The 25,641-nt window shown below is 39.9% G+C and carries 26 protein-coding genes; 7 read left to right on the top strand and 19 right to left on the bottom strand.

Annotated elements, in window-relative coordinates:
• Positions 1-91 precede the first annotated feature (91 nt).
• On the top strand, positions 92-919 hold the full coding sequence (locus MR054_RS16385) for an SDR family oxidoreductase (protein ID WP_242158896.1): 828 nt from the start codon (positions 92-94) through the stop codon (positions 917-919).
• A 22-nt stretch (positions 920-941) separates the two neighbouring features.
• Entirely contained in the window at positions 942-2,123 is a 1,182-nt protein-coding gene (gene uxuA / locus MR054_RS16380; protein ID WP_242158895.1) for a mannonate dehydratase, read from the top strand.
• Positions 2,124-2,183: 60 nt separating this feature from the next.
• Here the strand turns inward: uxuA and MR054_RS16375 are convergent, their stop codons facing one another.
• The 5 genes from MR054_RS16375 to MR054_RS16355 form a co-directional block, all read right to left on the bottom strand.
• Entirely contained in the window at positions 2,184-3,374 is a 1,191-nt protein-coding gene (locus MR054_RS16375; protein ID WP_242084586.1) for a class I SAM-dependent methyltransferase, read from the bottom strand.
• A 7-nt stretch (positions 3,375-3,381) separates the two neighbouring features.
• Positions 3,382-4,470, bottom strand: a complete 1,089-nt coding sequence (locus MR054_RS16370) for an AI-2E family transporter (RefSeq protein ID WP_242158894.1) — start codon at positions 4,468-4,470, stop codon at positions 3,382-3,384.
• Positions 4,471-4,543: 73 nt separating this feature from the next.
• Entirely contained in the window at positions 4,544-4,972 is a 429-nt protein-coding gene (locus MR054_RS16365; RefSeq protein WP_242084583.1) for a DUF4268 domain-containing protein, read from the bottom strand.
• Entirely contained in the window at positions 4,972-5,646 is a 675-nt protein-coding gene (locus tag MR054_RS16360; protein WP_242158893.1) for a ZIP family metal transporter, read from the bottom strand. The genes MR054_RS16365 and MR054_RS16360 overlap by 1 nt, the downstream gene beginning before the upstream one ends.
• A gap of 10 nt (positions 5,647-5,656) precedes the next feature.
• Entirely contained in the window at positions 5,657-6,388 is a 732-nt protein-coding gene (locus MR054_RS16355; RefSeq protein ID WP_242158892.1) for a class I SAM-dependent methyltransferase, read from the bottom strand.
• A gap of 158 nt (positions 6,389-6,546) precedes the next feature.
• Here MR054_RS16355 and MR054_RS16350 point away from each other — a divergent pair, with 158 nt between their 5' ends.
• The 4 genes from MR054_RS16350 to MR054_RS16335 all read left to right on the top strand — a co-directional run bounded on the left by MR054_RS16350 (position 6,547) and on the right by MR054_RS16335 (position 12,914).
• The gene (locus tag MR054_RS16350) at positions 6,547-7,704 is read left to right on the top strand and encodes a THUMP domain-containing class I SAM-dependent RNA methyltransferase (protein ID WP_242158891.1); all 1,158 of its coding nucleotides are present in this window, start codon (positions 6,547-6,549) and stop codon (positions 7,702-7,704) included.
• A 215-nt stretch (positions 7,705-7,919) separates the two neighbouring features.
• The gene (locus MR054_RS16345; RefSeq protein ID WP_242084576.1) at positions 7,920-9,779 is read left to right on the top strand and encodes a DNA topoisomerase IV subunit B; all 1,860 of its coding nucleotides are present in this window, start codon (positions 7,920-7,922) and stop codon (positions 9,777-9,779) included.
• Positions 9,780-10,253 (top strand): hypothetical protein, encoded by a 474-nt coding sequence (locus MR054_RS16340; protein ID WP_242084575.1) that lies wholly within the window; start codon positions 9,780-9,782, stop codon positions 10,251-10,253.
• 6 nt (positions 10,254-10,259) lie between these two features.
• Positions 10,260-12,914: a DNA gyrase/topoisomerase IV subunit A gene (locus tag MR054_RS16335; RefSeq protein ID WP_242084574.1), complete on the top strand. Its 2,655-nt coding sequence runs from the start codon at positions 10,260-10,262 to the stop codon at positions 12,912-12,914.
• On the opposite strand, the gene MR054_RS16330 is transcribed toward MR054_RS16335, so the two are convergent.
• The 9 genes from MR054_RS16330 to MR054_RS16290 all read right to left on the bottom strand — a co-directional run bounded on the left by MR054_RS16330 (position 12,911) and on the right by MR054_RS16290 (position 21,047).
• Positions 12,911-13,591 carry a GNAT family N-acetyltransferase gene (locus MR054_RS16330; RefSeq protein WP_242158890.1) on the bottom strand — a complete coding sequence of 227 codons (681 nt, stop codon included), beginning with the start codon at positions 13,589-13,591 and terminating at the stop codon, positions 12,911-12,913. The genes MR054_RS16335 and MR054_RS16330 overlap by 4 nt on opposite strands.
• Positions 13,588-14,553: a tRNA (adenosine(37)-N6)-dimethylallyltransferase MiaA gene (gene miaA / locus MR054_RS16325; protein WP_242158888.1), complete on the bottom strand. Its 966-nt coding sequence runs from the start codon at positions 14,551-14,553 to the stop codon at positions 13,588-13,590. The genes MR054_RS16330 and miaA overlap by 4 nt, the downstream gene beginning before the upstream one ends.
• The gene (locus MR054_RS16320; RefSeq protein ID WP_242158886.1) at positions 14,504-15,379 is read right to left on the bottom strand and encodes an ion transporter; all 876 of its coding nucleotides are present in this window, start codon (positions 15,377-15,379) and stop codon (positions 14,504-14,506) included. Before MR054_RS16320 ends, miaA begins: the two co-directional genes overlap by 50 nt.
• Before the next feature lie 25 nt (positions 15,380-15,404).
• Positions 15,405-15,710 carry a hypothetical protein gene (locus tag MR054_RS16315; protein WP_242158885.1) on the bottom strand — a complete coding sequence of 102 codons (306 nt, stop codon included), beginning with the start codon at positions 15,708-15,710 and terminating at the stop codon, positions 15,405-15,407.
• Between the two features lie 26 nt (positions 15,711-15,736).
• Positions 15,737-17,098, bottom strand: a complete 1,362-nt coding sequence (locus MR054_RS16310; RefSeq protein ID WP_242158942.1) for an exonuclease domain-containing protein — start codon at positions 17,096-17,098, stop codon at positions 15,737-15,739.
• A gap of 17 nt (positions 17,099-17,115) precedes the next feature.
• Positions 17,116-17,784: a YggS family pyridoxal phosphate-dependent enzyme gene (locus MR054_RS16305; protein ID WP_242158883.1), complete on the bottom strand. Its 669-nt coding sequence runs from the start codon at positions 17,782-17,784 to the stop codon at positions 17,116-17,118.
• A 30-nt stretch (positions 17,785-17,814) separates the two neighbouring features.
• The gene (locus MR054_RS16300) at positions 17,815-19,038 is read right to left on the bottom strand and encodes a DUF1015 domain-containing protein (protein ID WP_242158882.1); all 1,224 of its coding nucleotides are present in this window, start codon (positions 19,036-19,038) and stop codon (positions 17,815-17,817) included.
• 62 nt (positions 19,039-19,100) lie between these two features.
• Positions 19,101-19,991, bottom strand: coding sequence for a 3-hydroxyacyl-CoA dehydrogenase family protein (locus MR054_RS16295; protein WP_242158881.1), 891 nt, complete (start codon positions 19,989-19,991; stop codon positions 19,101-19,103).
• Between the two features lie 96 nt (positions 19,992-20,087).
• On the bottom strand, positions 20,088-21,047 hold the full coding sequence (locus tag MR054_RS16290; RefSeq protein WP_242158880.1) for a Gfo/Idh/MocA family protein: 960 nt from the start codon (positions 21,045-21,047) through the stop codon (positions 20,088-20,090).
• A gap of 210 nt (positions 21,048-21,257) precedes the next feature.
• On the opposite strand from MR054_RS16290, the gene MR054_RS16285 reads away from it, so the two are divergent.
• Entirely contained in the window at positions 21,258-21,899 is a 642-nt protein-coding gene (locus MR054_RS16285) for a protein-L-isoaspartate(D-aspartate) O-methyltransferase (protein WP_242084564.1), read from the top strand.
• 4 nt (positions 21,900-21,903) lie between these two features.
• Here MR054_RS16285 and MR054_RS16280 read toward each other — a convergent pair whose 3' ends face one another.
• The 5 genes from MR054_RS16280 to MR054_RS16260 form a co-directional block, all read right to left on the bottom strand.
• Entirely contained in the window at positions 21,904-22,344 is a 441-nt protein-coding gene (locus tag MR054_RS16280) for a YybH family protein (RefSeq protein WP_242158879.1), read from the bottom strand.
• Between the two features lie 12 nt (positions 22,345-22,356).
• Complete coding sequence (locus MR054_RS16275; protein ID WP_242158941.1) at positions 22,357-24,168, bottom strand: Xaa-Pro dipeptidyl-peptidase; 1,812 nt, start codon at positions 24,166-24,168, stop codon at positions 22,357-22,359.
• A 54-nt stretch (positions 24,169-24,222) separates the two neighbouring features.
• Complete coding sequence (locus MR054_RS16270; protein ID WP_242158878.1) at positions 24,223-24,768, bottom strand: hypothetical protein; 546 nt, start codon at positions 24,766-24,768, stop codon at positions 24,223-24,225.
• 100 nt (positions 24,769-24,868) lie between these two features.
• Entirely contained in the window at positions 24,869-25,327 is a 459-nt protein-coding gene (gene smpB / locus MR054_RS16265) for an SsrA-binding protein SmpB (RefSeq protein ID WP_242084560.1), read from the bottom strand.
• 43 nt (positions 25,328-25,370) lie between these two features.
• Positions 25,371-25,577, bottom strand: a complete 207-nt coding sequence (locus MR054_RS16260; protein WP_242158877.1) for a dodecin — start codon at positions 25,575-25,577, stop codon at positions 25,371-25,373.
• Positions 25,578-25,641 lie beyond the last annotated feature (64 nt).

The raw sequence follows: 25,641 nt of genomic DNA, 5'->3' as shown, positions 1-25,641 counted from the left end.
ATTTAATAATGTGTGCGCACACGAAAATTTTATTATATTTGCGTGTGCGTACACGTTCATCAATAAATGCGTGTGGTTTAAACTTAAAAACATGGGTAAAGTAATAGTAATAACGGGAGGCGGAGGTATTTTGTGCAGTACGATGGCAAAAGCCCTGGCCAAAAAAGGTCACAAAATAGCCGTAATGGATTTGAATCTTGAATCGGCCAACTTGGTCGCAGAGGCCATTCTTAAGGACGGAGGTGAAGCCATAGGTTTAGCCGCCAATGTTTTGGATAAAAGTTCCCTGGAAGGGGCTAAAACGAAAGTGAACGATCAATGGGGGAGTTGTGATATTTTAATAAATGGTGCGGGAGGAAACCATCCCTTAGGAACAACCTCTAATCCTTTTTTATTAGAAAGCGATTTGAAGAACACTACTGAGGGCTTTAAAACTTTTTTTGATCTCGATCCCGAAGGGATAAAATTCGTTTTTAATTTAAACTTTATCGGCACCTTACTCCCTACACAAATATTTGCTCGTGATATGGTGGGTAAACCCGGTTGCAGTATTTTAAATATCTCGTCTATGAATGCGTTTACACCGTTAACAAAAATACCGGCCTATAGTGGTGCTAAGGCAGCAGTATCGAATTTCACGCAATGGCTGGCCGTACATTTTTCAAAAGTTGGTATCCGTGTCAATGCTTTGGCTCCCGGATTTTTCCTGACAGAACAAAATAGAACCTTATTGACAAATACCGATGGAAGCTTAACCCAACGCGGACAACAAATTATCGATCAAACTCCTATGGGACGTTATGGAGAACCCGAGGATTTAATAAGTTCAACCTTATTTTTATGCGATGACGCCTCTTCGTTTATAACCGGTGTGGTTATACCTATCGATGGTGGATTCGCAGCCTATAGTGGGGTATAATACCCAAAAGAATTAAATTACTATGGAACAAACATGGCGCTGGTACGGACCTAAAGACCCCGTATCGTTAGAAGACATCAAACAGGCCGGAGCTACCGGCATTGTTTCGGCATTGCATCATATTCCGAATGGCTCCGTTTGGACCATCGAGGAAATTAACAAACGAAAGCAAATCATTGAAGACGCCGGTCTGAAATGGAGCGTGGTAGAGAGTATTCCTGTACATGAGCATATTAAGACGCGGTCTGGCAACTATACGCAATACATTGAAAACTACAAGCAAAGTATACGACATTTAGCACATTGTGGTATAAAAATAATATGTTACAATTTCATGCCTGTATTGGATTGGACAAGAACCGATTTGGATTTTAAAGTGGAGGATGGTTCCAGGGCCCTTCGATTTGACATCATCGCCTTTGCTGCATTTGAATTGTATTTGTTAAAACGGCCGGGGGCAGAGCGTTCCTATACCATGGATCAAAAGGAAAGGGCTAAATCCTATTTGAAAAGTATGTCGGATGCGCAAAAGCAGAAGTTAATCAATAATATCATCGCCGGTTTACCGGGTGCTGAAGAGGGCTACTCCCTGGAACAATTTCAAGAGGTCCTGGATACGTATGCCAATATAGACGCTGATACATTAAAGAACCACCTAGTCTTATTTCTTAAGGAAATCATTCCTGTCGCGGCTGAACTTGGCGTGTTGATGTGTATTCATCCTGACGACCCACCGTATTCCATATTGGGATTACCCCGAGTAGTAAGCAGTGAGGCGGACTACGCCTATATATTTGAGCAGGTTCCGGAACCCTCTAACGGAATCACATTCTGTACAGGATCATTGGGTGTAAGACCCGATAATGACTTGATACAAATGTTCAAGCGATTTGCTAATCGGGTTCATTTTTTACACTTAAGAAGTACCAAGAGGGATGCCATGGGCAATTTTTATGAAGCCAACCATTTAGATGGCGATGTCGATATGTTTGCTATCGTTTACGAAGTCTTAAAAGAAGAACAAAGACGTAAAATTGAAGGAAGAACCGATCATGCCATTCCCATGAGACCGGATCATGGCCATCAGATGTTGGATGATCTTGGTAAGATGACCAATCCCGGGTATTCGGCCATAGGACGGTTAAGAGGTCTCGCTGAATTAAGAGGTCTGGAGTTGGGGATTTCAAGAAATTTAGTAGGGTAATCCCTTATGTTACCCATAATATAGGGCACGAACTTGCCTGTTTAGGTCCTTGAATTAAGGTTATGTTCCGTGTTCTGGTTTTTTGGTAATGATTACAATCAGGTTATTTTGGTAATCGGTGGTGAAAAATAAATAGTAGGCACCACCGTCTTGTATCTTCAATTTTTTTCGAATCTGTTCTACGGTCTCGGGAAAGTTTCTGGTGGTGACATTCGCCTTTTTAATCCCTAAACGCCTAAAGTCCTTTTTGTTATAGGGTAGGACGGTTTCGATATGAAATGTTCTTCCCGGAAATTCGAGAAGGGTATCACTCGTATACAAATGCGAATGGGGATGTAATTTGCAAATGGATAACCTCTGGGACAATGTTTTAAACCCACCGGATTTTAAGATGGCTGCATGGGGTTCATATAAATAAGTACCGGGTTGACCGTAACTTAACCGAGCCAGTTTTTCCTCATTTAAGTTAAAATCAAAACGCTCCGTTTCGGCTGCTTTCAGATTTACCGCATGCATAGCAATGTCTCCATGATAATCGCGGTCTAAAATCCACAATAATTCCTTGACTTCATTATTAACCGCGACAACATGTATGGCTTTAACATGGCTCAATTCGCTAATCCCGACCGATACATCCAAAAGGGGGGAGGTCTTAATCATAATATGTTTGGAATGCCTAAAAAGCAGGTTTAAATGTATGGGTACATTAGGTTGGCAATCCTTTAAAAAGAACACCTTTCCCTTTGTATCATGTCTTCGTGAAGGATCAATAAAAATCCAATCCCATGCCGCTTTACGCTTTCTTATATAGTCTAAACCATCAGTGGTTAATGGTTTTACATGACTACAGCCCAATTGTTTAAAGTTATGAGCAACGATCTCAGATAATTCCTCATTTATTTCACAGTGGATGACCTCCTCAAAACCTGTGGCAAAATAATAACAATCCACCCCAAAACCACCTGTAATGTCAATAAGGGATTGACCATCGATCAAACGGGATTTATACGCTGCTGTAATTTCAGAGGAGGTCTGCTCAATATGGAGCTTGTTTGGGTAATAAATCTGATCACAATTGTACCAGGTGGGTAACTTTTTTTCACACTTCCTTTTGGCTTCAATCTGCTCAATAAGAGCTTTAGTCTCTACCGATTCAAAAGAACTTCCTTTTAAGGCCAATGTAGTCATATCAGAATTTATATTTTTATTTATAAATTCTTGTATATCAATATTTAAAATAGATTTATTCAAATAAAAACTATAAGTTTTTAGTAAGCTTTTTTACAATTTTATTTTCAGATAAAAAGGCCTTTAAAATCACTTTAATGGCAGTATAAGCAGGTATGGCAATAATTAAGCCCAAAACACCAAATAGAATTCCTGCTATGAGAATGACCAAAAAAATCTCCAGAGGATGGGATTTTACACTTTTTGAGAAAATTACCGGTTGACTGAAAAAATTATCCACCAATTGGCCGATAGCAATAATGACCAGTACCCAGGAGGTTTTCGGCAAAATAACCCCGCTGAAGCTTTGTCCCAGACTACTGGTCATGGTAAGGGTAATCATTAAAAAGGCACCAATAAGCGGACCCACATAGGGAATCAAATTAAGTAATGCACATAAGAACGCAATGACTATGGCGTTTTCAACACCAATTATTAATAATCCTGTGGTATAAATGACGAAAAGAATAAAGATTTGAAATATGAGTCCCACGAAATACCGGGATAACAGGTTCTTGATTTTTTCGGAAGAATCCTTCCAACGGGATTCCTTACTGTCCGGAATTAAAGTTAATAAGGCATTTTCAAACAACCTGCTGTCTTTCAAAAAGAAAAATGAAATGAACAATACCGAAAATAGTCCAATGCTAAAACTGCCTAAACCGCTAACCACGGAATTTAAAAAATTGGGGATCACCGAGTAATCAATTTTGGAAAGTAAATTGGAATCTTTTAAAGACTGTTCAACATCTATCTCATGCAAATTAAAATAACGCACAATTTCAGCATATAGGTCCTCGATATTACCCCTCAGTTCTTCTATGTTTAAGAGTGATAAATTATGTCCCTGCTTTAAGATTAATGGAATAAACAGGCCTACCAATCCAATAAAAAGACCCAGCATTAATACCATAGTGACCACAACGGCCAGGGTATTCTTAAATTTTAAACGACTCGTTAAAAATAATACTATGGGCCTCCCTATAAGGGATACCACCGCTGCTATGGCTATATAAGCAATAACAGATTGTATTTCATAAAGAAACAATAAAATAACCGTAACCCCAACAATAATGGCTATGGCCCTTAAAATGCCCTTTGAAATTATATTAGAATCCATATGAAAACTTTAGAAAAGTAAAGCTAGGTATTTTGGTTAATAATAAAAAGGGAAATATGCATTAAGGTCGGATCTATCCTTCTATGACCTCTTTATACGCGACAAAAAAGGCTTCAAACAACCCCATCGTGTTATTAAAAAAAAGCATGACTTCCTGCCAGGAGTTTTTGTTGTGTATGGAGACTTTGTTTTCCAAAGGCACATAAATTCTGGATATTTCCTTGCCATTGTCCAAAAGGCAGATCTCATCATAAATGGCATTGGGTAAATAGTCTTCCTTGAGAATCGATTTGAGGCCGGTTAACTTATCCCAATAGGCTATACGCTTTTCCAAAGGGTCCTCCAGCTCCAGGGCCACCAATGCGTTTTTGGTATCAAAATGAAACTTAAAACTCAGCCCCTTTAGCTTGGTGTTGTATAAAATCCATTTTCTGGGAAAGGATTTTCCAAAACTGGTCCAAAACTCTTGTCTTATCCGCCTTGATTCTTCCTTACTGAACATTACATAAAGTAGGCTATTCCAACTCCGAGAATAATAGCAACGAATTTTGATAAGTTAAACTTGTGGCCCGCACTACTTTCAAAAAGAATGGTAGTGGAAATATGTAAAAAGATACCTATTACTACGGCATTAACAACAGGAATAAAGGGTGATAGAGGAGTGGTATGGTTTGAAATAAAGGTCCCTAAAGGGGTCATAATGGCAAAAATCACAAGGAATACGACAATTTGAAGCCTGCTAAATTTGGAGTGGAACAAAAACATTGAAATTAATATGGCTATCGGGATTTTATGGATTAATACCCCATAAACCATGTCATTATGTTCATGAATTGGAAAGCCTTCCAAAAAACTATGGATACAAAGGCTTAAAAACAGTAGCAGGGGAAATCCCGCTTTACCTTTGTGAATATGCACATGTCCATGTTCGGCACCTTTAGAGAACAGTTCTAAAATAATCTGTAACAATATACCACTCATAATATAAAGACCTGTACGTTTGGCCTCCAGCTTATGGTAAACTTCAGGAAGCAGTTCGAAAAGTGTGAGAGCCAATAAGAATGCACCACTAAATGATAAAAGCAATTTCAAGTTCCATGCTCGTTTATCCAAGGTGATGCTCGCAATAATGACGCCTAAAATAACTGCATAAATAGGTAAAAGATAATCATTCATAAGGGAACTACTATTTAAAGATCATAATTAAACGTTCTGAAGTGTTTGCATCAAATTTATGCAATTTATAATCACCAAAAATCTCCAATAAATTAACATCGGCTAGTTCAAAAAGCGTTTCAAAATCTGCTAAAGAGAATGCCTTAACCCGTTCTGTAAATGCAAAGTCTTCACCCTGGGCCATGAATTTAATATCTTTAAAAATATAACCATCCTTAACATAGCGTTTCAAATGAAATTCAATATCATTAACGATTTTAACTTCTTCAGGGACTAAACCATCAATTACAAAATTGCTGTTCATGAAGTCTATGACCCCAAATCCATGGGTATTTAATCCCGCCTTAATCGCTTTAATCGTATTGAGGTTATCATCATCATTTTCAAAATATCCAAAACTGGTAAACAAATTAAAAATGGCATCAAAGGATTTACGAAAAGGTTTGCTCATATCGTGTACCACAAAATGTAACCTGTGATTTTCATATTGTTTGGCGTAATTAATACTATTTTCACTTAAGTCCGCTCCTGTAACATCAAACCCTATTTTATTTAAATAGCGCGCATGTCGACCTTTACCACAGGCCAAATCCAAAATACTGCCCCCTTTTGGGATATTCAGATAGTGCGTTAGCCGATCCATAAATTTATGAGCTTCAATAGCATCACGGTCCTTGTACAAGATGTGGTAAAAGGGTGTGTCAAACCAGGAGGCATACCATGTTGATGTGTTGTTGACCATACAATTTGGAGGTTACCACACCATGAGTGTGGTCAGGATTCTCGAGTATTACGGATTCTTTATCCGGGGTATATCACTTCATCCTTAACCCATAATTTAAGTAATATTTATGTTTGCTGTAAAATTACATTATTTTTGCAACCTATTCGATTAAACCCATGGAAGAAAATTTTAAGATGGTCGCCAAAACCTTATTTGGCTTTGAGGATCTGTTAGCCGAGGAACTTTTGAAGCTGGGAGCACAGAAGGTAGAAAAGGGCGTGCGGCATGTCTCGTTTTATGGAGATAAAGGGTTCATGTATAAATCCAATTTAGGCCTGCGAACGGCCATTAAAATTCTAAAACCTATTACATCCTTTACGGTATCTAATGAAAATGATTTGTACGAGAACCTCTATAACATGTCCTGGGAGGATTATTTAAGTGCCAAAGGGACATTAGCCGTCGATGCCACCGTTCATTCCGAAAAGTTTAAGCATTCCTTATTTATAGCACAAAAGACAAAGGACGCTATTGTGGATAAGTTCCGCGATTCCACAGGTCAGAGGCCCAATGTTGACTTAAAATTCCCGGATGTTAAAATTAATGTCCACATAGACCGGCACCAATGTACAGTATCCCTGGACTCTTCAGGGGAGTCCCTGCATAAAAGAGGGTATAGATCTGCAACCAATATTGCTCCTATTAATGAAGTTCTTGCGGCTGGAATGCTTATGCTGTCGGGATGGGACGGGCAATCCGATTTTATGGATCCGATGTGTGGTAGTGGCACCCTGCTTATTGAAGCTGCTATGATAGCCTGCAATATTCCTCCAAACCTCATGCGTAAAGAATTTGCCTTTGAACGTTGGCAAGATTGGGATGTGGATCTGTTTGAAAAAATAGAGGAATCCCTGCTCAAGAAAACCCGGGATTTTCATCATAGGATTACAGGTTTCGATAAAGCACCGAGTGCCATAGCCAAGGCTAAAGAAAATATAAAGTCCGCCCGCCTGGAGGATTTCATTCATGTACAACACGAAGACTTCTTTAAAACCAAAAAAGGAGGTAGCGAAAAGCTGCATATGGTATTCAATCCACCTTATGGCGAACGCTTAAATATTGATATGGAAGCTTTCTATAAGCATATTGGCGATACCTTAAAACAAAACTATCCGGGTACAGAAGCCTGGTTTATCACCAGTAATCTGGATGCCTTAAAGCACGTAGGATTAAGGCCTTCGCGAAAAATATCATTATACAATGCCAAGTTGGAAGCGAAACTGGTTAAATACGTGATGTATGAGGGTAGTAAGAAGAAAAAGTATATGAATTAGTGCACCGGTACCATTACTTTTTATTGAGACAGCATTTCGATGCTCATTTTTTGTAAAAAAGTCTGATGACACAAGGTCCATTTTAATTTCTCTGTCGTACCTTAAGGTTCTCAACAAAATTGTATTTTTATTGTTAATTACTTTGTTTGGGCGCTGTTTCATTTTTTCTGTTGAAATGTTATATTAGCGATCTATCATTAATTCCAATAGTATTTATGACCGTACAATCCAATTATACCGAAGATAATATCCGTTCACTGGACTGGAAGGAGCATATTCGTATGCGTCCCGGTATGTATATTGGAAAGCTCGGTGATGGATCATCACCGGATGACGGTATTTACATCCTACTCAAGGAAGTTCTGGACAACTCCATAGACGAGTTTGTGATGGGGGCTGGAAAGACCATAGATATCTCCATTCAAGGCAATAAGGTGATCGTTCGGGACTATGGACGCGGTATCCCTCTTGGTAAAGTGGTGGATGTGGTGTCGAAAATGAATACCGGGGGGAAATATGATACCAAAGCATTTAAAAAAGCGGTTGGACTAAATGGTGTTGGTACTAAGGCCGTTAATGCCTTGTCCAATTACTTTAGGGTGGAGTCTACACGAGATGGAAAATCGGCTTCGGCAGAGTTCGAACAAGGTAATTTAACCCATAACGAACTGCTCGATGACACCACAAGACGTAAAGGCACCAAAGTGTCTTTTATACCGGACGATTCCATTTTTAAAAACTATAAGTTTCGCAGTGAGTATGTGGTGAAATTGCTTAAGAACTATGTTTACCTGAATCCGGGCCTAACCATAGTGTTCAATGGCGATAAGTATTTTAGTGAGAACGGGTTAAAGGATTTACTGGCCGATAACAGCAATGAGGCCGACCTGTTATATCCTATTATACACCTGCGCGGTGTCGATATTGAAGTTGCCATAACCCATAGCAAAAGTCAGTATAGTGAGGAGTACCACTCCTTCGTTAACGGGCAAAATACTACACAGGGGGGGACTCATCTCAATGCCTTTCGGGAAGCATTGGTAAAAACCATTCGCGAGTTCTACGGTAAAAATTTTGATGCTTCCGATATTAGAAAATCCATTATCAGTGCGGTGGCCATAAAAGTTATGGAGCCCGTTTTCGAAAGTCAGACAAAAACCAAGCTGGGATCTACAGATATGGGTGGGGACTTGCCCACCGTACGCACGTATATCAATGATTTTTTAAAAACCAACCTGGATAATTTTCTGCACAAGAATCCTGACACGGCCGAAAAGATACAACGTAAAATTTTACAGGCTGAACGCGAACGTAAGGAACTGTCGGGCATTCGGAAATTAGCAAGAGAACGTGCCAAGAAAGCCAGCCTTCATAATAAAAAATTGAGAGATTGCCGTATTCATTTTGGAGATACCAAAAATGAACGTAATTTGGAAACGACCTTGTTTATCACAGAGGGAGATTCGGCGTCGGGTAGTATCACCAAATCCCGTGATGTCAATACGCAAGCTGTATTTAGCTTAAAGGGTAAACCGCTAAATTGCTATGGTCTTAGCAAAAAAATAGTTTATGAGAATGAAGAGTTCAATCTGCTTCAGGCGGCTTTGAATATTGAGGAGTCCCTGGAGGATTTAAGATATAACAATGTGGTCATTGCAACCGATGCTGATGTTGATGGGATGCATATTCGATTATTATTAATCACCTTTTTCCTTCAATTTTTTCCTGAACTTATCAAGGAAGGGCATTTGTATATTTTGCAGACACCCTTATTCAGGGTAAGAAATAAAAAGGAAACCATTTATTGTTATTCGGAAGAAGAGCGCGTAAATGCCATTGAGAAATTAAAACCAAAACCAGAAATAACACGTTTTAAAGGACTTGGCGAGATTTCTCCGGATGAATTTAAACACTTTATCGGTGAAGATATTCGATTGGATCCCGTAATGTTAGATGATAATATGTCCATTGAAGAATTACTGGCCTTTTACATGGGAAAAAATACACCTACACGACAAGAGTTCATAATAGATAATTTAAAGGTGGAGTTGGATCTTATTGAGGAGGAAAAATAGATGCGAACCAATAACGGTAATATTAGAAACATAATCATATCGGTATATTTTATTCTAATCGTTGCCGCCATTATTTCATCTACGGTTTTTAATGCCTTTAAAAACTTAACCGGTAACCCGACACTTACGTTTTTATTGGTTTTGTTTGGATTTATAGGGCTCTTTTTATTGGTCCATTGGATTTCCAAATATTTTGAATACGATAGTGATGGCATGAAAGTGATTGTCATTAATAAAGGGCTGTTGTTATCTGACTATTTGAATTACAGGGAGCATAAGGTGGAGTTCGAAAAGAAAAACCTTATCTCCTATAAGTTTCATAACTATGTCGTTTATAAAACGTTGGTCCTTTACATTCGGAGTAGAAATGGCGGGAGTAAAAAGGTCCATTTTAATGTCACCTTGGTAGACCGAAGAAAATTAAGATATATTAGGCAATCCTTAAGAAAAATGATTAAGGCAAACCAAAAGTAGAAGTTGATGATAGAAGAAGAGCACGACGATTTGAAGAACGAGCAAGACGAGCCCAAAGAAACCATTACCCGTGTTACGGGCATGTATAAAGATTGGTTTCTTGATTATGCGTCTTATGTCATATTAGAACGGGCGGTACCGGCCATAGAGGATGGATTTAAACCCGTCCAAAGACGCATCATGCATTCCATGAAGGATCTGGACGATGGACGTTACAACAAGGTCGCTAACATTGTGGGACATACCATGCAATATCATCCCCACGGCGATGCCAGTATTGCCGATGCCATGGTGCAAATAGGACAAAAGGATTTACTGATTGACACCCAGGGGAATTGGGGAAATATTTTAACCGGTGACAGTGCTGCCGCCTCGCGATACATTGAAGCCCGATTGTCTAAATTTGCTTTGGATGTGGTTTACAGTCCGAAGATTACGGAATGGCAAGCCAGTTATGACGGTCGTAGAAAAGAACCCGTTAATTTACCGGTAAAATTTCCATTGCTTCTGGCACAAGGAGGGGAAGGCATTGCTGTTGGGCTATCCACAAAGATATTACCACATAATTTTATAGAACTTATTGAGGCCTCCATAAAGCATTTAAATGGCAAACGCTTTAAATTGGTACCTGACTTTCCAACAGCCGGAATTGCTGATTTTTCAAACTATAATGACGGATTGCGCGGCGGTAAGGTTCGTATTCGAGCGAGAATTTCCCAATTGGATAAAAATACCCTGGTCATTTCCGAAATTCCTTATGGAACAACCACCTCGTCCTTAATTGATTCTATTTTAAAGGCCAATGATAAAGGAAAAATCAAAATCAAACGCATCGAGGATAATACCGCAGCCGAAGTGGAGATTTTGGTACACTTGCCATCCGGATTGTCACCGGATAAAACCATCGATGCACTCTATGCCTTTACCAGTTGTGAGTCTTCAATTTCACCTTTAGGCTGTATCATTGAGGATAACAAGCCTTTATTTATTGGTGTTTCAGAAATGCTTCGACGCTCCACCGATAATACAGTTCAGCTCTTAAAACAAGAACTGGACATCAAACTGAACGAACTTGAAGAACAATGGCATTATGCTTCCTTAGAACGCATATTTATTGAAAACAGGATATATCGCGATATCGAAGAAGAGGAAACATGGGAAGGGGTCATTACGGCCATAGATAAAGGCTTAGTGCCTCATATAAAACATCTTAAGCGAGCCGTTACTGAAGAGGATATTGTACGATTAACAGAAATCAGGATCAAGCGTATTTCCAAATTTGATATTGATAAAGCCCAGCAACGTATAGAGGCTCTGGAAGATCAAATAGCTGAAGTGAAGCATCATCTGGCCCACCTCATTGATTATGCCATAGCCTATTTTACCAGATTGAAAAAAGAGTATGGAGATGGTCGGGAGCGTAAAACTGAAATACGAATTTTTGATGACGTCGATGCAACCAAAGTGGTCATTAGAAATACCAAGCTCTATGTAAATAGGGCGGAAGGATTTATTGGCACGTCCCTAAGACGTGACGAATATGTATGTGACTGCAGTGATATAGACGATATCATTGTGTTTACCAAACAAGGAACCATGATGGTCACCAAAGTGGATACCAAAACTTTTGTGGGCAAGGATATTATTCATGTAGCCGTTTTTAAGAAGAAAGACAAAAGAACCATCTACAATATGATTTATCGCGATGGCACACGAGGTCCTTCATACATCAAAAGATTTGCGGTCACTGGAGTTACGCGTGACAGGGAGTACCAAATGGCAAGCGATAGCAAAGGATCTTCTGTGTTGTATTTTTCAGCCAATCCAAATGGTGAAGCAGAAGTGGTTACGGTGTTGCTAAGACAATCCGGGAGTATTAAAAAGCTAAAATGGGATATTGATTTTGCCGATATCATCATTAAAGGACGATCCTCCAAAGGAAATCTGGTCACCAAATACGCTGTAAAGCGCATTGAACTTAAAGAAAAAGGGGTGTCCACCTTAAAACCCCGTAAAATCTGGTTCGATGATGCCGTTCAACGTCTCAATGTTGATGGCAGAGGGGAGTTGATTGGGGAATTCAGAGGGGAGGACAAACTATTGATCATCACGCAATCCGGCATAGCTAAAACGGTAACTCCGGAAGTTACGATGCACTTCGATGATGATATGATTGTACTGGAAAAATGGATACCTAAAAAACCCATATCAGCCATTTACTATAACGGGGAAAAAGAATTGTATTATGTTAAACGGTTTTTAATTGAAAATGAGGGAAAGGAAGAAGCTTTTATTTCAGAACACCCCGCCTCGCAATTGGAAATTATCTCTACAGATTGGAAACCCATGGCAGAAGTGGTATTTGCCAAGGAGCGCGGCAAGGACCGAAAAGATAACATGGAAGTAAATTTAGAAGAATTTATAGCCATAAAAGGCATTACGGCTTTAGGAAACCAGCTGACAAAAGATAAGGTCAATCAGATAAATCTACTGGATCCTTTGCCTTATGAAGCGCCGGAAGAGATTCATGCCGACGAGTTGGAAGTCGTTGATGAAGAGGTGATTAGTGACGCTAAACAAGAAACGGATACCTCCAGTAACGGTGAAGCCCAAAAGGATGATTTTGAAATAGATGGAGAAGGACAAATTACCTTGTTTTAAACGCTAATTTTCCAAAAACTAAATCGTCTTCTTATAGTAAAACCCATTTTCAAATAGAGTTGAATGGCATTCGTGTTGGTTTCATCCACATGGAGAAAAGGGACCTTCCCTTTGTTAAAAATGTGCTCAGCGGTATGTGCTATCAATTGTTTGGCAAACCCCTTTCCGGTATGATGGGGATGTGTGATTACAGCACTAATCTCAATAAAATTCCGGGTCTGCATACGTTCGCCAGCCGCTGCAACCAATTCACCATTTTTGTAAATCCCATAATACTGTCCAAGTTGCTGGGTTTTAGATTTAAAATATTCCGGATAGACCAATTTTATTAACCGAATTAAGTCGTCATAATGCGAATCTGTTAATTCAGTAATACCTTCTGTGATCGGATGATTGATTCTGTTATAATTGATCATTTGCAACCCTATATATTGCTTCGGTGACTTAAAATGCATGGGTAGCCGAGGTTTTTCGCCAACAATAAAAAAATCCCGGATGAGTCGCGCATGTTTTTCTATTGCCGCACTGGTATCTTGGTGATTTATAAAGGCCCCAAACGGCGCATAATCAGGATGATAGAACTTGACATTTCCATAATCAATGGCTTCATTAAACTGATGTTCTGTCAAGGCATACCATACCGGATTGTCGAGTGGTCTTTCATCGGGGCTATTCATGAGGCTCCATTTTTAAACGGTATTGCAGCTTGTAGGGACTGTATGATGTGTTCTGTTGACGTGCTGTGCTCAAACCATAAAATATCGGGGTCTTTTCTAAACCAGGTGAGTTGACGTTTCGCGAAACGTCGTGAATTTTTCTTAATTTCCGAAATGGCAAATTCCAAGGGCCATTGCCCCTCAAAATAGCGGAACAGTTCCTTGTAACCCACGGTATTCAATGCATTTAAATGCCGATGGGGCAGAAGGGTCTTCACTTCATCAAGCAATCCCGCTTCAATCATCGTGTCCACCCGCCGGTTTATGCGGTCATAAATGATTTCACGATCTGCAGTGAGACCTATGGTTATCGTTTTAAAAGGACGGTTGTCCTTTAATTTATTTAAGTAGGAGGAATAGGGCCTATTGGTGCCTATACAAACCTCAAGAGCCCGAATCACACGGTGTGGATTAGCGATGGCAATCGTATGATAGGCGTTTAGGTCCAGTGCCTTGAGTTGATCCTGTAATGGTTCCAGGCCTTTGGTTTCAAGTTCACGGTTTAATCTTGTCCTAATTTTAGGATCTACGTTTGGAAAATCATCCAGTCCTTTTGTAATGGCATCAACGTAGAGTCCGGATCCACCAACCATCACAACAATATTCTGTGTTTTAAACAGGTCTTCCAAACGGTTTATGGCGTCCTTTTCAAATGCTCCGACATTATAAGAGTCATGTATGGATTTGTGATGGATGAAATGATGTTTTACTTTCGATAATTCCTCCGGACTCGGGACCGCAGTACCTATTGCCATTTCTTTAAAAAACTGCCTGGAATCGGCAGAAAGGATCTCCGTTTTAAAATGTTGGGCCACTTTTATACTTAACGCCGTTTTACCAATGGCGGTTGGACCAATAATGGAAAGTACATATTTAGTCATGATGTAACCTGGCACCACATTTAAAGCAAAACTCGGCATCATCGCGATGGGATTCGCTTAAACAATTAGAACAACATTGAGAGTTTAACGGGATCGATTCCTGAGCCTTATTCAATTCATTTTCTGGCTCTGTTTCCTTTCTTGTCCTACTTTGACTCGTGTATTCCGCAGAAACAATTCCGGTAGGGACTGCAATTATGCCATACCCCAAAATCATAACCAAAGACGCAATAAACTGGCCTAAAGGCGTTTGAGGCGCTATATCACCAAAGCCAACTGTGGTTAGGGTTACAATGCACCAGTAAACGCCTTTAGGAATATTGGTAAATCCATTGGCTTCCCCTTCAATGAGGTACATGATAGTTCCTAAAATAATGGCTACTATAAGTACGGCAAATAAAAACACCGATATTTTGGCCCGACTGGCCTTTATGGCATTCATGAGCGTATGGGATGCCCCGAGGTAACGTGCCAGTTTTAAGATCCTAAAAACACGTAGTAAACGAAGCGCTCTTAGGGCTGCCAGGGCATGTACGCCACCTACAATTAAGGAGATGTACTTGGGTATCGTGGACAGAAAATCGACAAGGCCATAAAAACTAAATATATATTTAAACGGTTTTTTAACAGTGATGATGCGGGCGATGTATTCCAAACTGAACAAAATGGTAATTACCCATTCCGAAATGTTTAAAAAGGAATGGTACTCTGCATCAATGGTCCTAACACTTTCCAGCATGACCAAAACGATGCTGGCCAAAATGGTAATGAGCAGAACGACATCAAACAACTTTCCGGCAGGCGTGTCGGCTTCATAAATAATTTCTTGAAGTTTCAATCGCCATCGGTTCCTTGTGAATTTGCTCATATGTCCAAAAATAATAAATAAAGAACTATATTTTCCTGTTTAGTACTATTATACTGTTTTTTTGAACATCCACCATCGTATTCATAAACGCTTTAAGGTATGGGTCATAGTCGGCAGGCAATAGGGGAGTCTTTAGTTTGCGTTTAACTTCGGTCTGTAACCCGTAATTGTTCTTATCGACGAAACTGTTGCCGTTTTCATATATTACCTGGGCCGTGGCTAAGGCATCCTTATCCTTGGTCGTTGCCTCAAGATCTCCTGAGGTCACTTTAAAGGACTCGGCATTATAATTGGACGGACTGAACAGGATACTACTAAAAAGGACAATCATTAATCGGGTCGATTTTTTACACATCTTTATAAAATGAGTTGTTTGACTTTTTTGTTTTTCCTCAAATAACTTTGAATAATGTGTTGGGTATCCCTATTGTTTTGCATGGGCGTAATTATGGATTCCAACACCTCAATATTCCGAATTTGATAATTCAAGTTATAAAAACCGACGCCTTTAAAAACACCATTTTTGATCAATATGGCACTCCGTTCATCAATATCTCGTCCGGAATCTATAATGACCATATTTTTATTGGCATAACTGTTTTTATCAATTAAGGCTTCTACACGTTTATTGTACTGTTCCGGTGCTTCTTCCTGAACGCAGGCCCCATGACAAGCTTTGATATCATAATTAAAACAACTGGTCTTTGTTTTATACAGCCCGACTAATTTCTGGCAAAGCTTATAATCCTCAACAGCTTTCACCATGAAGCTTTTACCGCTTTGGCGATTACTAAAAGTGGTAATGGGATGTTTTCGGCCATCGGCAACATCAATTTTTAAATTCATGTAGTCCTGATCGTCTTTAAAACTGAAAAGTGCATGTGTAAAGATGGTTCGTCTTAAAGCTCTATTGAAAATGGGCCTGACCCGTTTAATTTCTTCACTTTCCTTTAACAGTGCCACCAGTTCGCTACCCGTGGCCTCATAGGTTACCGTACTCACTAATTGTTGGATTTTTTTTGACTTGTGATTGGTACTGGTAAAATGTTGATTGATACGTCTTTTTATATTTTTACTTTTACCAATATAGATGATTTCGCCATCGGATTTGTGGATATAATACACCCCGGTTAAGGAAGGCAGATCTGCAATAATATCGATATGTTTAGGCTCTAACTGATATTTGGGATCCAGCCTGATATTGTTTTGGATAATTGTTTTGGATACGTCCTTATCCATGAGCATTTTAAACAGTTTTACCGTCGCTTGGGCATCTCCCGCTGCGCGATGTCTATCGGAAACGGGAATCCCTAATGCTCTAACCAATTTTCCAAGACTATAGGTGGGTTGCCCGGGAATGAGATGTTTGGCTAATTCTACAGTGCAAAGCGTTCTTCGCTCAAACTCATAGCCCAGTCTGCGAAACTCCATGCATAATATGCGATAATCGAATTGGGCATTATGGGCCACTACCACACAGTCGGATGTTATTTCTACAATACGTTTCGCCACTTCATAAAACTTCGGGGCATGACGTAGCATTTGACTGTTAATGCCGGTAAGGTTTATTACAAAAGGTTGGATCTCACGCTCCGGATTGATCAGACTGATAAACTGATCGACAATGGAATGACCGTCATATTTGTAGATAGCAATTTCGGTAATGCCCTCTTCATTGTACTTCCCCCCAGTGGTTTCTATGTCTAGTATGGCGTAGATATAATTATGGTTTAAGATTAATGGTAATTACGCTCCCCAAATATACTACTTCCTACTCGAATCATGGTGCTGCCGCAGGCTAAAGCCAATTTATAATCACCACTCATCCCCATGCTTAAGATGGAAAGATCAACATTCGAGGCCGAATGTTGTTTCAGGTTTTCAAAAGTACTTCTTAATCGGGAGAACTCTTGTTCGACCTGATCCATATCATCAGTAAAAGTAGCCATTCCCATAAGCCCGACAATTTTAATGTTTTTTAATTCCGAAACTTCACTGCCGGTAATAAGAGATCGGGCATTGTCGAAGGTCATTCCAAATTTCGAGTCCTCTTCAGCGATTTTTATTTGTAATAAACACTGTATAATGCGATTGTGCTTTTGAGCTTGCTTGTTGATTTCCTTTAATAACTTTATTTGATCCACACCATGAATGACATGGACAAATGGTGCCATATATTTTACTTTATTGCGCTGAACATGACCAATCATATGCCATTCAATATCCCTGGGCAGTTGCTCATACTTTTCCACCATTTCCTGAATTTTGTTTTCTCCAAAAACGCGATGACCGGCCTGATACGCTTCCATAATATCACTTATGGGCTTCGTTTTAGAAACGGCGACAAGGGTAACATGATCCGGTAAAGTGGCCTTTATTTTTTTTAAATTTTCTGATATAGACATCGTTCTGCTTTAGTCACTAAGGGTGGTTAATTAAAATTCATAGATGGTTAGCCCACTGCGTAATTTTGGAGTGATGCAGGTGCTTTTTGGAGGCATCGTTTGTCCGGCATCAGCAATAGCTTTCAATTCGTAGACCGTAATGGGAACCAGACCAAATCCAACAGCATAAGCTCCTGAATCTACCTTGGTCTTAATCGTCACCACATCATTATTACCGGATGAATACGCAATACGGGTGTCATTGCGCAGATCGGAGAGCCCTAAAATAGGTTCTAAAATGGTTTTATATAATATTTGAGTGTCCAGGGCATCCAAAGCCGTATGCATAGCATAGGTGCTTCTTAAATACAAGGAATAGAAATGCCCATCCAAATACATGCTAAAATGATGTTTCTTGGTAGGTTGATATACCTTTTCACCTCTGTTTTCTATTCTAAACCAGGTATCCAATTGCATTAAAAAATCATTTTTACTCCATCCATTTAAGTCTTGAATCAGTCTGTTGAATTCGTAAATCCTTAAATGGGATTCCGGTATCAAATAACTCATAAAATAGTTGTACGAATCCTTTTCCATACCGGATTGCATGTCTTTGGAAAGTAAATGTGAAGACGCTAAACGATGATGTCCGTCCGCAATATAAACCCTTGGAATGGACTCAAATTCCTTTTCAATGGTTTCCATTAGCCTTTCATCATTCAATAGCCATAAGTAGTGGGTATCCCTGTTGGTGGTTGTAAACTCAAATTCGGCACGTCCCGTTTGTGCCTTTTCAATTATTTCTGAAATAACCGTGTTATCCGGATAGGTAAGAAGTACAGGTTCTGCATTAAAACCTGTTATTTTCAAATAGTCCTTAAATATATGCTCACGATACTCAATCGTGTCTTCATGTCTTTTGATAATACCCTGTTCGTAGTCCAGGGTACTGGCAGCAGCAATGATACCTGAACATTCATGGCCTTCTCTGTTAACGATTTTGTACACATAAAAACAAGGCATTTCATCCTGAATAAAAATATGGTTTTCCTTAAATTCCAAATAGCGGTTCCTGACCAATGTATAACGTTCCCTACCCGTAATTTTTTGATCGTATCTATAACCCGGATTTATGATATGCAAGAATGAGAACGGATTGTAATTTAATCGTGCCCTGATCTCATCTTTGGTATAGGTTTGATAAGAACGAGAGGCGACTAAACTGACTTTGTCTCTTGTTGGTCTTACTGCTTTAAATGGCTTTATTTTTGTCATAAAATGAACCGATGGGTAATTGTAACAGTACCTTTATCATGTGATACTTCGCTTAATCCCATTTATGGGGTAAACTGTGCCGCAATAGTTTCTGCTTTTTTGCTTACGGAATAATCGTAAAACCCTTCACCGGATTTAACGCCCAGTTTGCCCGCCCTAACCATATTTACCAATAAAGGACATGGGGCATATTTAGGGTTCTTAAAGCCTTCATACATGACCTCTAAAATGGAAAGACAAATGTCCAATCCTATAAAATCTGCTAATTGAAGCGGTCCCATGGGATGGGCCATCCCTAATTTCATAACCGTATCGATTTCGGCAACACCGGCTACACCATGATATAGCGTTTCGATAGACTCATTAATCATTGGCATTAAAATTCGGTTGGCAACAAAACCGGGATAGTCCTGTACAACGACCGGAACCTTACCCAAGGTCTCAGACAATTCCAGAATGGTACGTGTAACCGCATCACTGGTATTATAGCCACGAATAACCTCGACGAGTTTCATGACGGGCACCGGATTCATAAAATGCATCCCTATAACCATTTCAGGTCTTGTGGTTACTGCTGCAATTTGAGTGATGGAAATAGAGGAGGTATTGGTCGCTAAAATCGTATCTTCCGGACAGGCCTCCGCTAATTGTTGAAATATATTAAGCTTTAAATCGACACGTTCTGTGGCTGCTTCAATGACTAAACTGGCATATTCAACCCCTTCGATGAGATTGGTAAAAGTGGAAATGTTGCCTAAGGTTTCTGCTTTATCCTTTTCCGTTATCGTTTCTTTAGAGACCATTCTCTCTAAATTATGCGATATGGTCTCCATTCCATTTTTCAAGGCAGTCTCATTCACATCAATAAGCTGCACTTTGAATCCACTTTGGGCAAAGGTATGCGCAATACCATTTCCCATGGTTCCTGCGCCGATAACTGCTACGTTTTTCATATTTGAAAAAAATTATTGAAAGCCAATACGTTACAAATGCTATACATATTCCTAATTTATGAATACCATCTTTGGTTGTAGTATGGATGCTCGATTTTAAAAACAATTAATGATTTGAGTGGCCACACGAAGGGCTTCGGTACCATCATGAAGGGTTACAACAGGTGTTGTATCATTAGTAATGGCATCGGCAAAAGTCTCTAATTCATCTAAAATCGAATTGGTTTCGGTTATTTTGGGATTGTCAAAATAAATTTGCTTTTTTACACCTTCAGCATTTTGTAAAATCATATCAAAATCATCCGGTCTTTCAGGAGCATCCTTCATTTTCACCACTTCACATGTTTTGGACAAAAAATCCACGGAGATATAGGCATCCTTCTGAAAAAAGCGTGCCTTTCGCATTTTTTTAAGCGAAATTCTACTGGCTGTTAAATTCGCCACACAGCCATTTTCAAATTCAATACGCGCATTGGCAATATCGGGGGTATCACTAATTACGGCAACTCCACTGGCTGAAATATGCCGAATCTCAGATTTTACAATACTTAAAATAATATCGATATCATGAATCATTAAATCCAAAACCACGGGGACGTCCGTCCCGCGAGGATTGAACTCGGCCAAGCGGTGTGTTTCTATAAACATCGGTGATTTGATGTCGTTTTTAACAGCGACAAAAGCAGGGTTAAAACGCTCTACATGTCCTACTTGTCCGCGAAGATTATGTTTCGCCAGTAACGCTCTAATGTGTTCAGCCTCTTCAACCGTATTGGTAATCGGCTTTTCAATAAAAATATGTTTTCCCTTGGCTATAGCCATTTTAGCACATTCATAATGGGATAGAGTCGGTGTGACAATATCTACCATGTCCACCGCATCAATAAGGGATTCTATGGAATCGAAAAACGTATACCCTAATTCCTGGGCTACTCTTCGACCATTGTCCGCATCGGCATCATAAAAGCCAACGAGATTGTATTTTTCAGATTGCTTTAAAAGTCTCAAATGAATTTTTCCAAGGTGACCAGCACCAAGAACACCTGCTTTTAGCATAATTGTTTCGTTTTCAACAAAAATAAGATATTTAAAGTGTGTATTAAATCAATTGAAGTGAAAATTTATAAAAAGTATCGGAAGACGATTACTAAAAGCCTTCCATACTGGTGGCAGAAATTAAAAAATTCGAAACCCTATATTTTTATAAATTGTTACCGCTTGTTTTAAATGTTTATTTAATTTTAGCCAACTAAACGATACCATAAATTGAAAGATACTTTTAAGCACCAGGGACTGCGACAAAAACTAGTGGACACCATAAAACGCAAAGGGATAACCGATGAAAAGGTATTAAAGGCCATTGGAAACATCCCCAGACATTTGTTCATGGATTCCGGGTTTTTAGATCACGCCTACAGGGATGCCGCCTTTCCCATTGCTGCAGATCAAACGATTTCACAGCCTTATACGGTAGCCTTTCAAACGGAATTACTTCAGATTAAACCCGGAGACAAAATACTGGAGATCGGTACGGGAAGCGGTTACCAAACCGCAGTATTGTGTGAATTGGGGGCACGGGTATACAGCATAGAACGACAAAATGAATTGTTTAAAAAAACCAGCAAGTTTTTACCTAAATTAGGGTACCGTCCCAAAAAGCTCGTTTTTGGCGATGGTTACCTGGGGTTGAAGGATGAAGCTCCTTTTGATGGCATTATTGTAACGGCCGGGGCACCACATGTCCCGAAAACGCTGTTATCGCAATTAAAAATAGGAGGGCGAATGGTTATCCCCGTAGGGCATGATGTTCAAATTATGACCCTTTTTATCAGAAAGGGACCGAAAGAATTTGAACAACAGGAATATGGTGAATTTCGTTTTGTGCCATTATTGGAAGACAAAAATTAGGCACTTAGTCCCAAACAAACTTCCAGCTGTTATCGGGCTGCCTTTTCCACACCGTGTGGAATATGCCTTTAGACTGTTTTGTTTGACCGGTTGAATCTTGATACCGGTAAACGTATTCTCCATACGTATAACCTAAATCCCCAGAAGCCGATACGTCCACAAAATCGGGCTGCCATTGTAAGCCTTTTGAGGTGGCATTTTCCATGTAGTGCTCAATGGATTGTTTGCCTTTAATAAGGCTGTCATTTCTTAAAAGCACCCCGTCATCCGCCACATATTTCAGAAAGGCCTTATTCATGCCTTCCTCTTGAGCCATTTTAGAAAATTGGTGTTCGGTTTCCAGAATTTCATTTTTCCAGACCTCCATTAGCGCTGGGTTATCCTTTGGATCAGTTTTACAGGATATGTGTAAAAACAACAGCGCAGCGATATAAACTAATTTCATTTGGATTACAGTTTAGTCATTCATGGCCGTTTTAAAAGCGTCCAATCCTCCAACCACAGGCAGCGTTACATACGTCCTGTCCAGGTCAACAGCCAATTTCGTACCTGGTTTTGGATGCAGCGTAAAGTCCTTATCACTCGAAAAAATCATGAGCCCTATTTGCTGACCCGCCTTAATAACCTGATCGTCGGGTTGGAGCTCAAAGCTAACCTCATAATATTCACCCACTTTTAAGGGTTCTCCCCTGGTCAATGAGTTATGGTTTTGTGGATCTGCCCAACCTCGTGTTATAATATTGTCGGTGGTCTTTGCCATTCTACTGTCATCCCAGGGTAAGGACAATATCCAAACCGACAGGTTGACAGCAGGTTTACTGCTGGCCAATGTAATCGTTATTTTTGGGACCCCGGAAATATGTAAGTCTCTGGAAAGCTTAGGGGTAACATATAATAAACGATGGCTGGTAATTTCAGCCCTTGCCAGAGCTTCACCGTTAAAGGAGTAATTGTCGATTAGGGTTTCCGGTTCTTGGTTGGGCACTCTTAAAGGGGATAAGCCGCCTATCTCGGGCGCCCCTGAAACCGGGTATAACGTGAGGTCCTCGGCATCAGGGTTGGGATAATCCTTATATGGTGTCGGGTTAGTGATGTTATCGTCTTCACGGACAATCCATGCTCTATTTGGTTCCTTTTCAATCCCGTTATCCACCCCATGTAAATAATGCGTAAACCATCTATTCATCATGTCCAAGGGTGGGGGACCACCATGTCCGAACTGATGGTAATAAATTCCTGCTTCCAATCCCATTTCCCTGGCTTTTTTATAGATGCGGTAACTGTGCTCCGGCATGACATTCCAATCATTAAAACCATGGGACATTAACAGTGCTGCCTTCATGGGTGCCATATCGTTTAAATAATCACGTCCGGCCCAAAAGGCATTATAATCTCCGGTAATGCGGTCCATACCATTCTTCATAACATCGTCCCTTATCGTGGCATTGTTATGGGCTCTTTTGGACGCATCTCCACTATGTATAAAATCAAATAAGACATCAATATCTTCACCCAAATACCCTCCCGGAGATCGTATTAAACCATGGGAACGATAGTAATGATAATACGAGGTATTGGGCGCTACAGGGATAATGACCTCCAACCCGTCTACGCCAGTGGTGGCAGCAGCCAATGGTATGGTCCCGTTATAGGATGTCCCCGTCATACCAACTTTACCGGTACTCCAATAGGCCTTAACTTCTTCACCTCCATAGGGCTCTGAATACCCTTTGGCACGACCATTCAACCAATCGATGACGGCTTTTGGGGCAAGAGATTCATTGTCGCCACCAACGGTGGGAGCGCCTTGAGATCGTCCTGTCCCGGGGGATGAGGAGTGTACAACAATATACCCACGTGGCACCCAGGTTTCAATTTGTGAGTTGGATATAATGGGGCGTTTACCCGTACGTACGACTTCGGGATGAACACGCGGTTTTCCTTTTTCGCCGAGTTCATGATGCACGTCCCAAAAGAAGCCGTCTACCTCCGGGGCAACGCCGGCATAGTAGGGGCTGGATTCATAGATAACAGGGAGTTTAAGCCCTTCGGTTTCGGTTTGGTAAGGCCTGGTTACATCAACATGCATGCGATCCAATAGTCCATCGCCATCCGTGTCGAATGTGGTTTCCACAAATAAATCATGACGAATCCATTTTTTCGGGGTATTAAAGGCTGCAACAACCTGTGCTTCACCGTCCTGAAATCGCGGTACTGCCTTTTCTTGAGCTGCTATGGACCATATGGTTCCCAGTTGAAGGAACACCATAGCCCATATCACATGGTATTTAATTTTTACAAAGGAAATCATCTCGAATCTGTTTTATGGTAAATAGGATTTCGGGATAGGATTGATTTGGGTCTCCTGAGACCAGAAAATGTTTATAATCCACCACCGTTTACTATCGTTAAAAAGCTGAATGCTGTTAATTCCCCTCATAAATGATTCTTCATCTGCTTCACTGTGAAAGGACTCGTAGGTACTGAATACATGGGCCATATTCCCAAACATCTCCGTTTTCCTATGGATTTCCTTTTCAAAAAAACCGTGTTCCTCAAGCCATGGCCCGGATTGTTTTATATAGGCTTTCGGATCCATGTACAGCACTTTGTAGTCCCCAAAATCATCTCGTCCTCCCGGAATTAATTTGGCATTGGGATGAAAAAGAAATTTAAATTGCTTCCAGTTACGTTTCTCACCCGATTCACCGGAAATCACGTCATAAAGCGATTTAATGGTATGATCTAAAGTTAATACTACGGTAGTATCCAACACCTGTTCTTCAGGAGTGTCTTTTTTTGCCACTTCCTGGGCATTTACTCCAAAGGCCATCCCGCAAAGGAGCAGCATCGTAAAAAGTTGTTTCATGCGTTTATTTTTAATTAATCTCGCCCGTTTTAATTGAATATACACGCCGGAAATAGCCATCGGGCTGATCAAATTAATGACTGTACCGGCCAACTTCAAATCATTTATAAATTTTCTTAATCCGGTCAAGGTGACGTTTATTATCTCTGTCCTTAATGGTTTCGCGTTTATCATATAACTTTTTGCCCTTTGCCAGGGCAATGTCCAGTTTGGCCAACCCCTTTTCATTAATAAACAAGCGTAAAGGAATAATGGTAAGCCCGGAATTTTGAACCTCTTTATGCAATTTTTTAAGCTCTTTCTTATTGAGTAATAACTTTCTTGTTGCTTTAGGCTTATGATTGTAGTGAGTCCCGTACAGATATTCCTCGATCGTCATGTTAACCACAAACAATTCCCCATTGTCATTAAACTCACAAAAACTCTCTGCGATAGAAGCCTTACTGCTTCTAATCGATTTTATTTCGGTACCGGTTAAAACAAGGCCCGCAGTATACTTGTCCAATATCTCGTATTGAAATCTGGCCTTTTTGTTCTGTATGTTAATCCGGTTTTGCATGGGACACAAAACTAAGGAAATTTTATGTTTTTAACCCGAATTATTATTTCATTGTAAAACCCAGTTTTATAGTGACTTGCCAATGTTGTAGTCCCCCATCTTGAATACTTCCACGCGTTTCAGTTACATTAAACCACCGCATATTGTGAATGGACTTTGAAGCTTTCGCCAAGGCGTTTTTAACGGCATCATCACTGGATGTTTCTGAAGTTCCTACAATTTCAACAATCTTATAAACATGTTCTTCCATGGTATTAGGTATTTAAGTTAATGTACCCTTTAAAATACAAAAAATGAAGGATATAGCGGATATC

Source organism: Aestuariivivens sediminis (assembly GCF_022662105.1).
GTDB classification, from domain to species: Bacteria; Bacteroidota; Bacteroidia; order Flavobacteriales; family Flavobacteriaceae; genus Aestuariivivens; species Aestuariivivens sediminis.
This window is presented reverse-complemented; position numbering and strand designations above follow the sequence as displayed.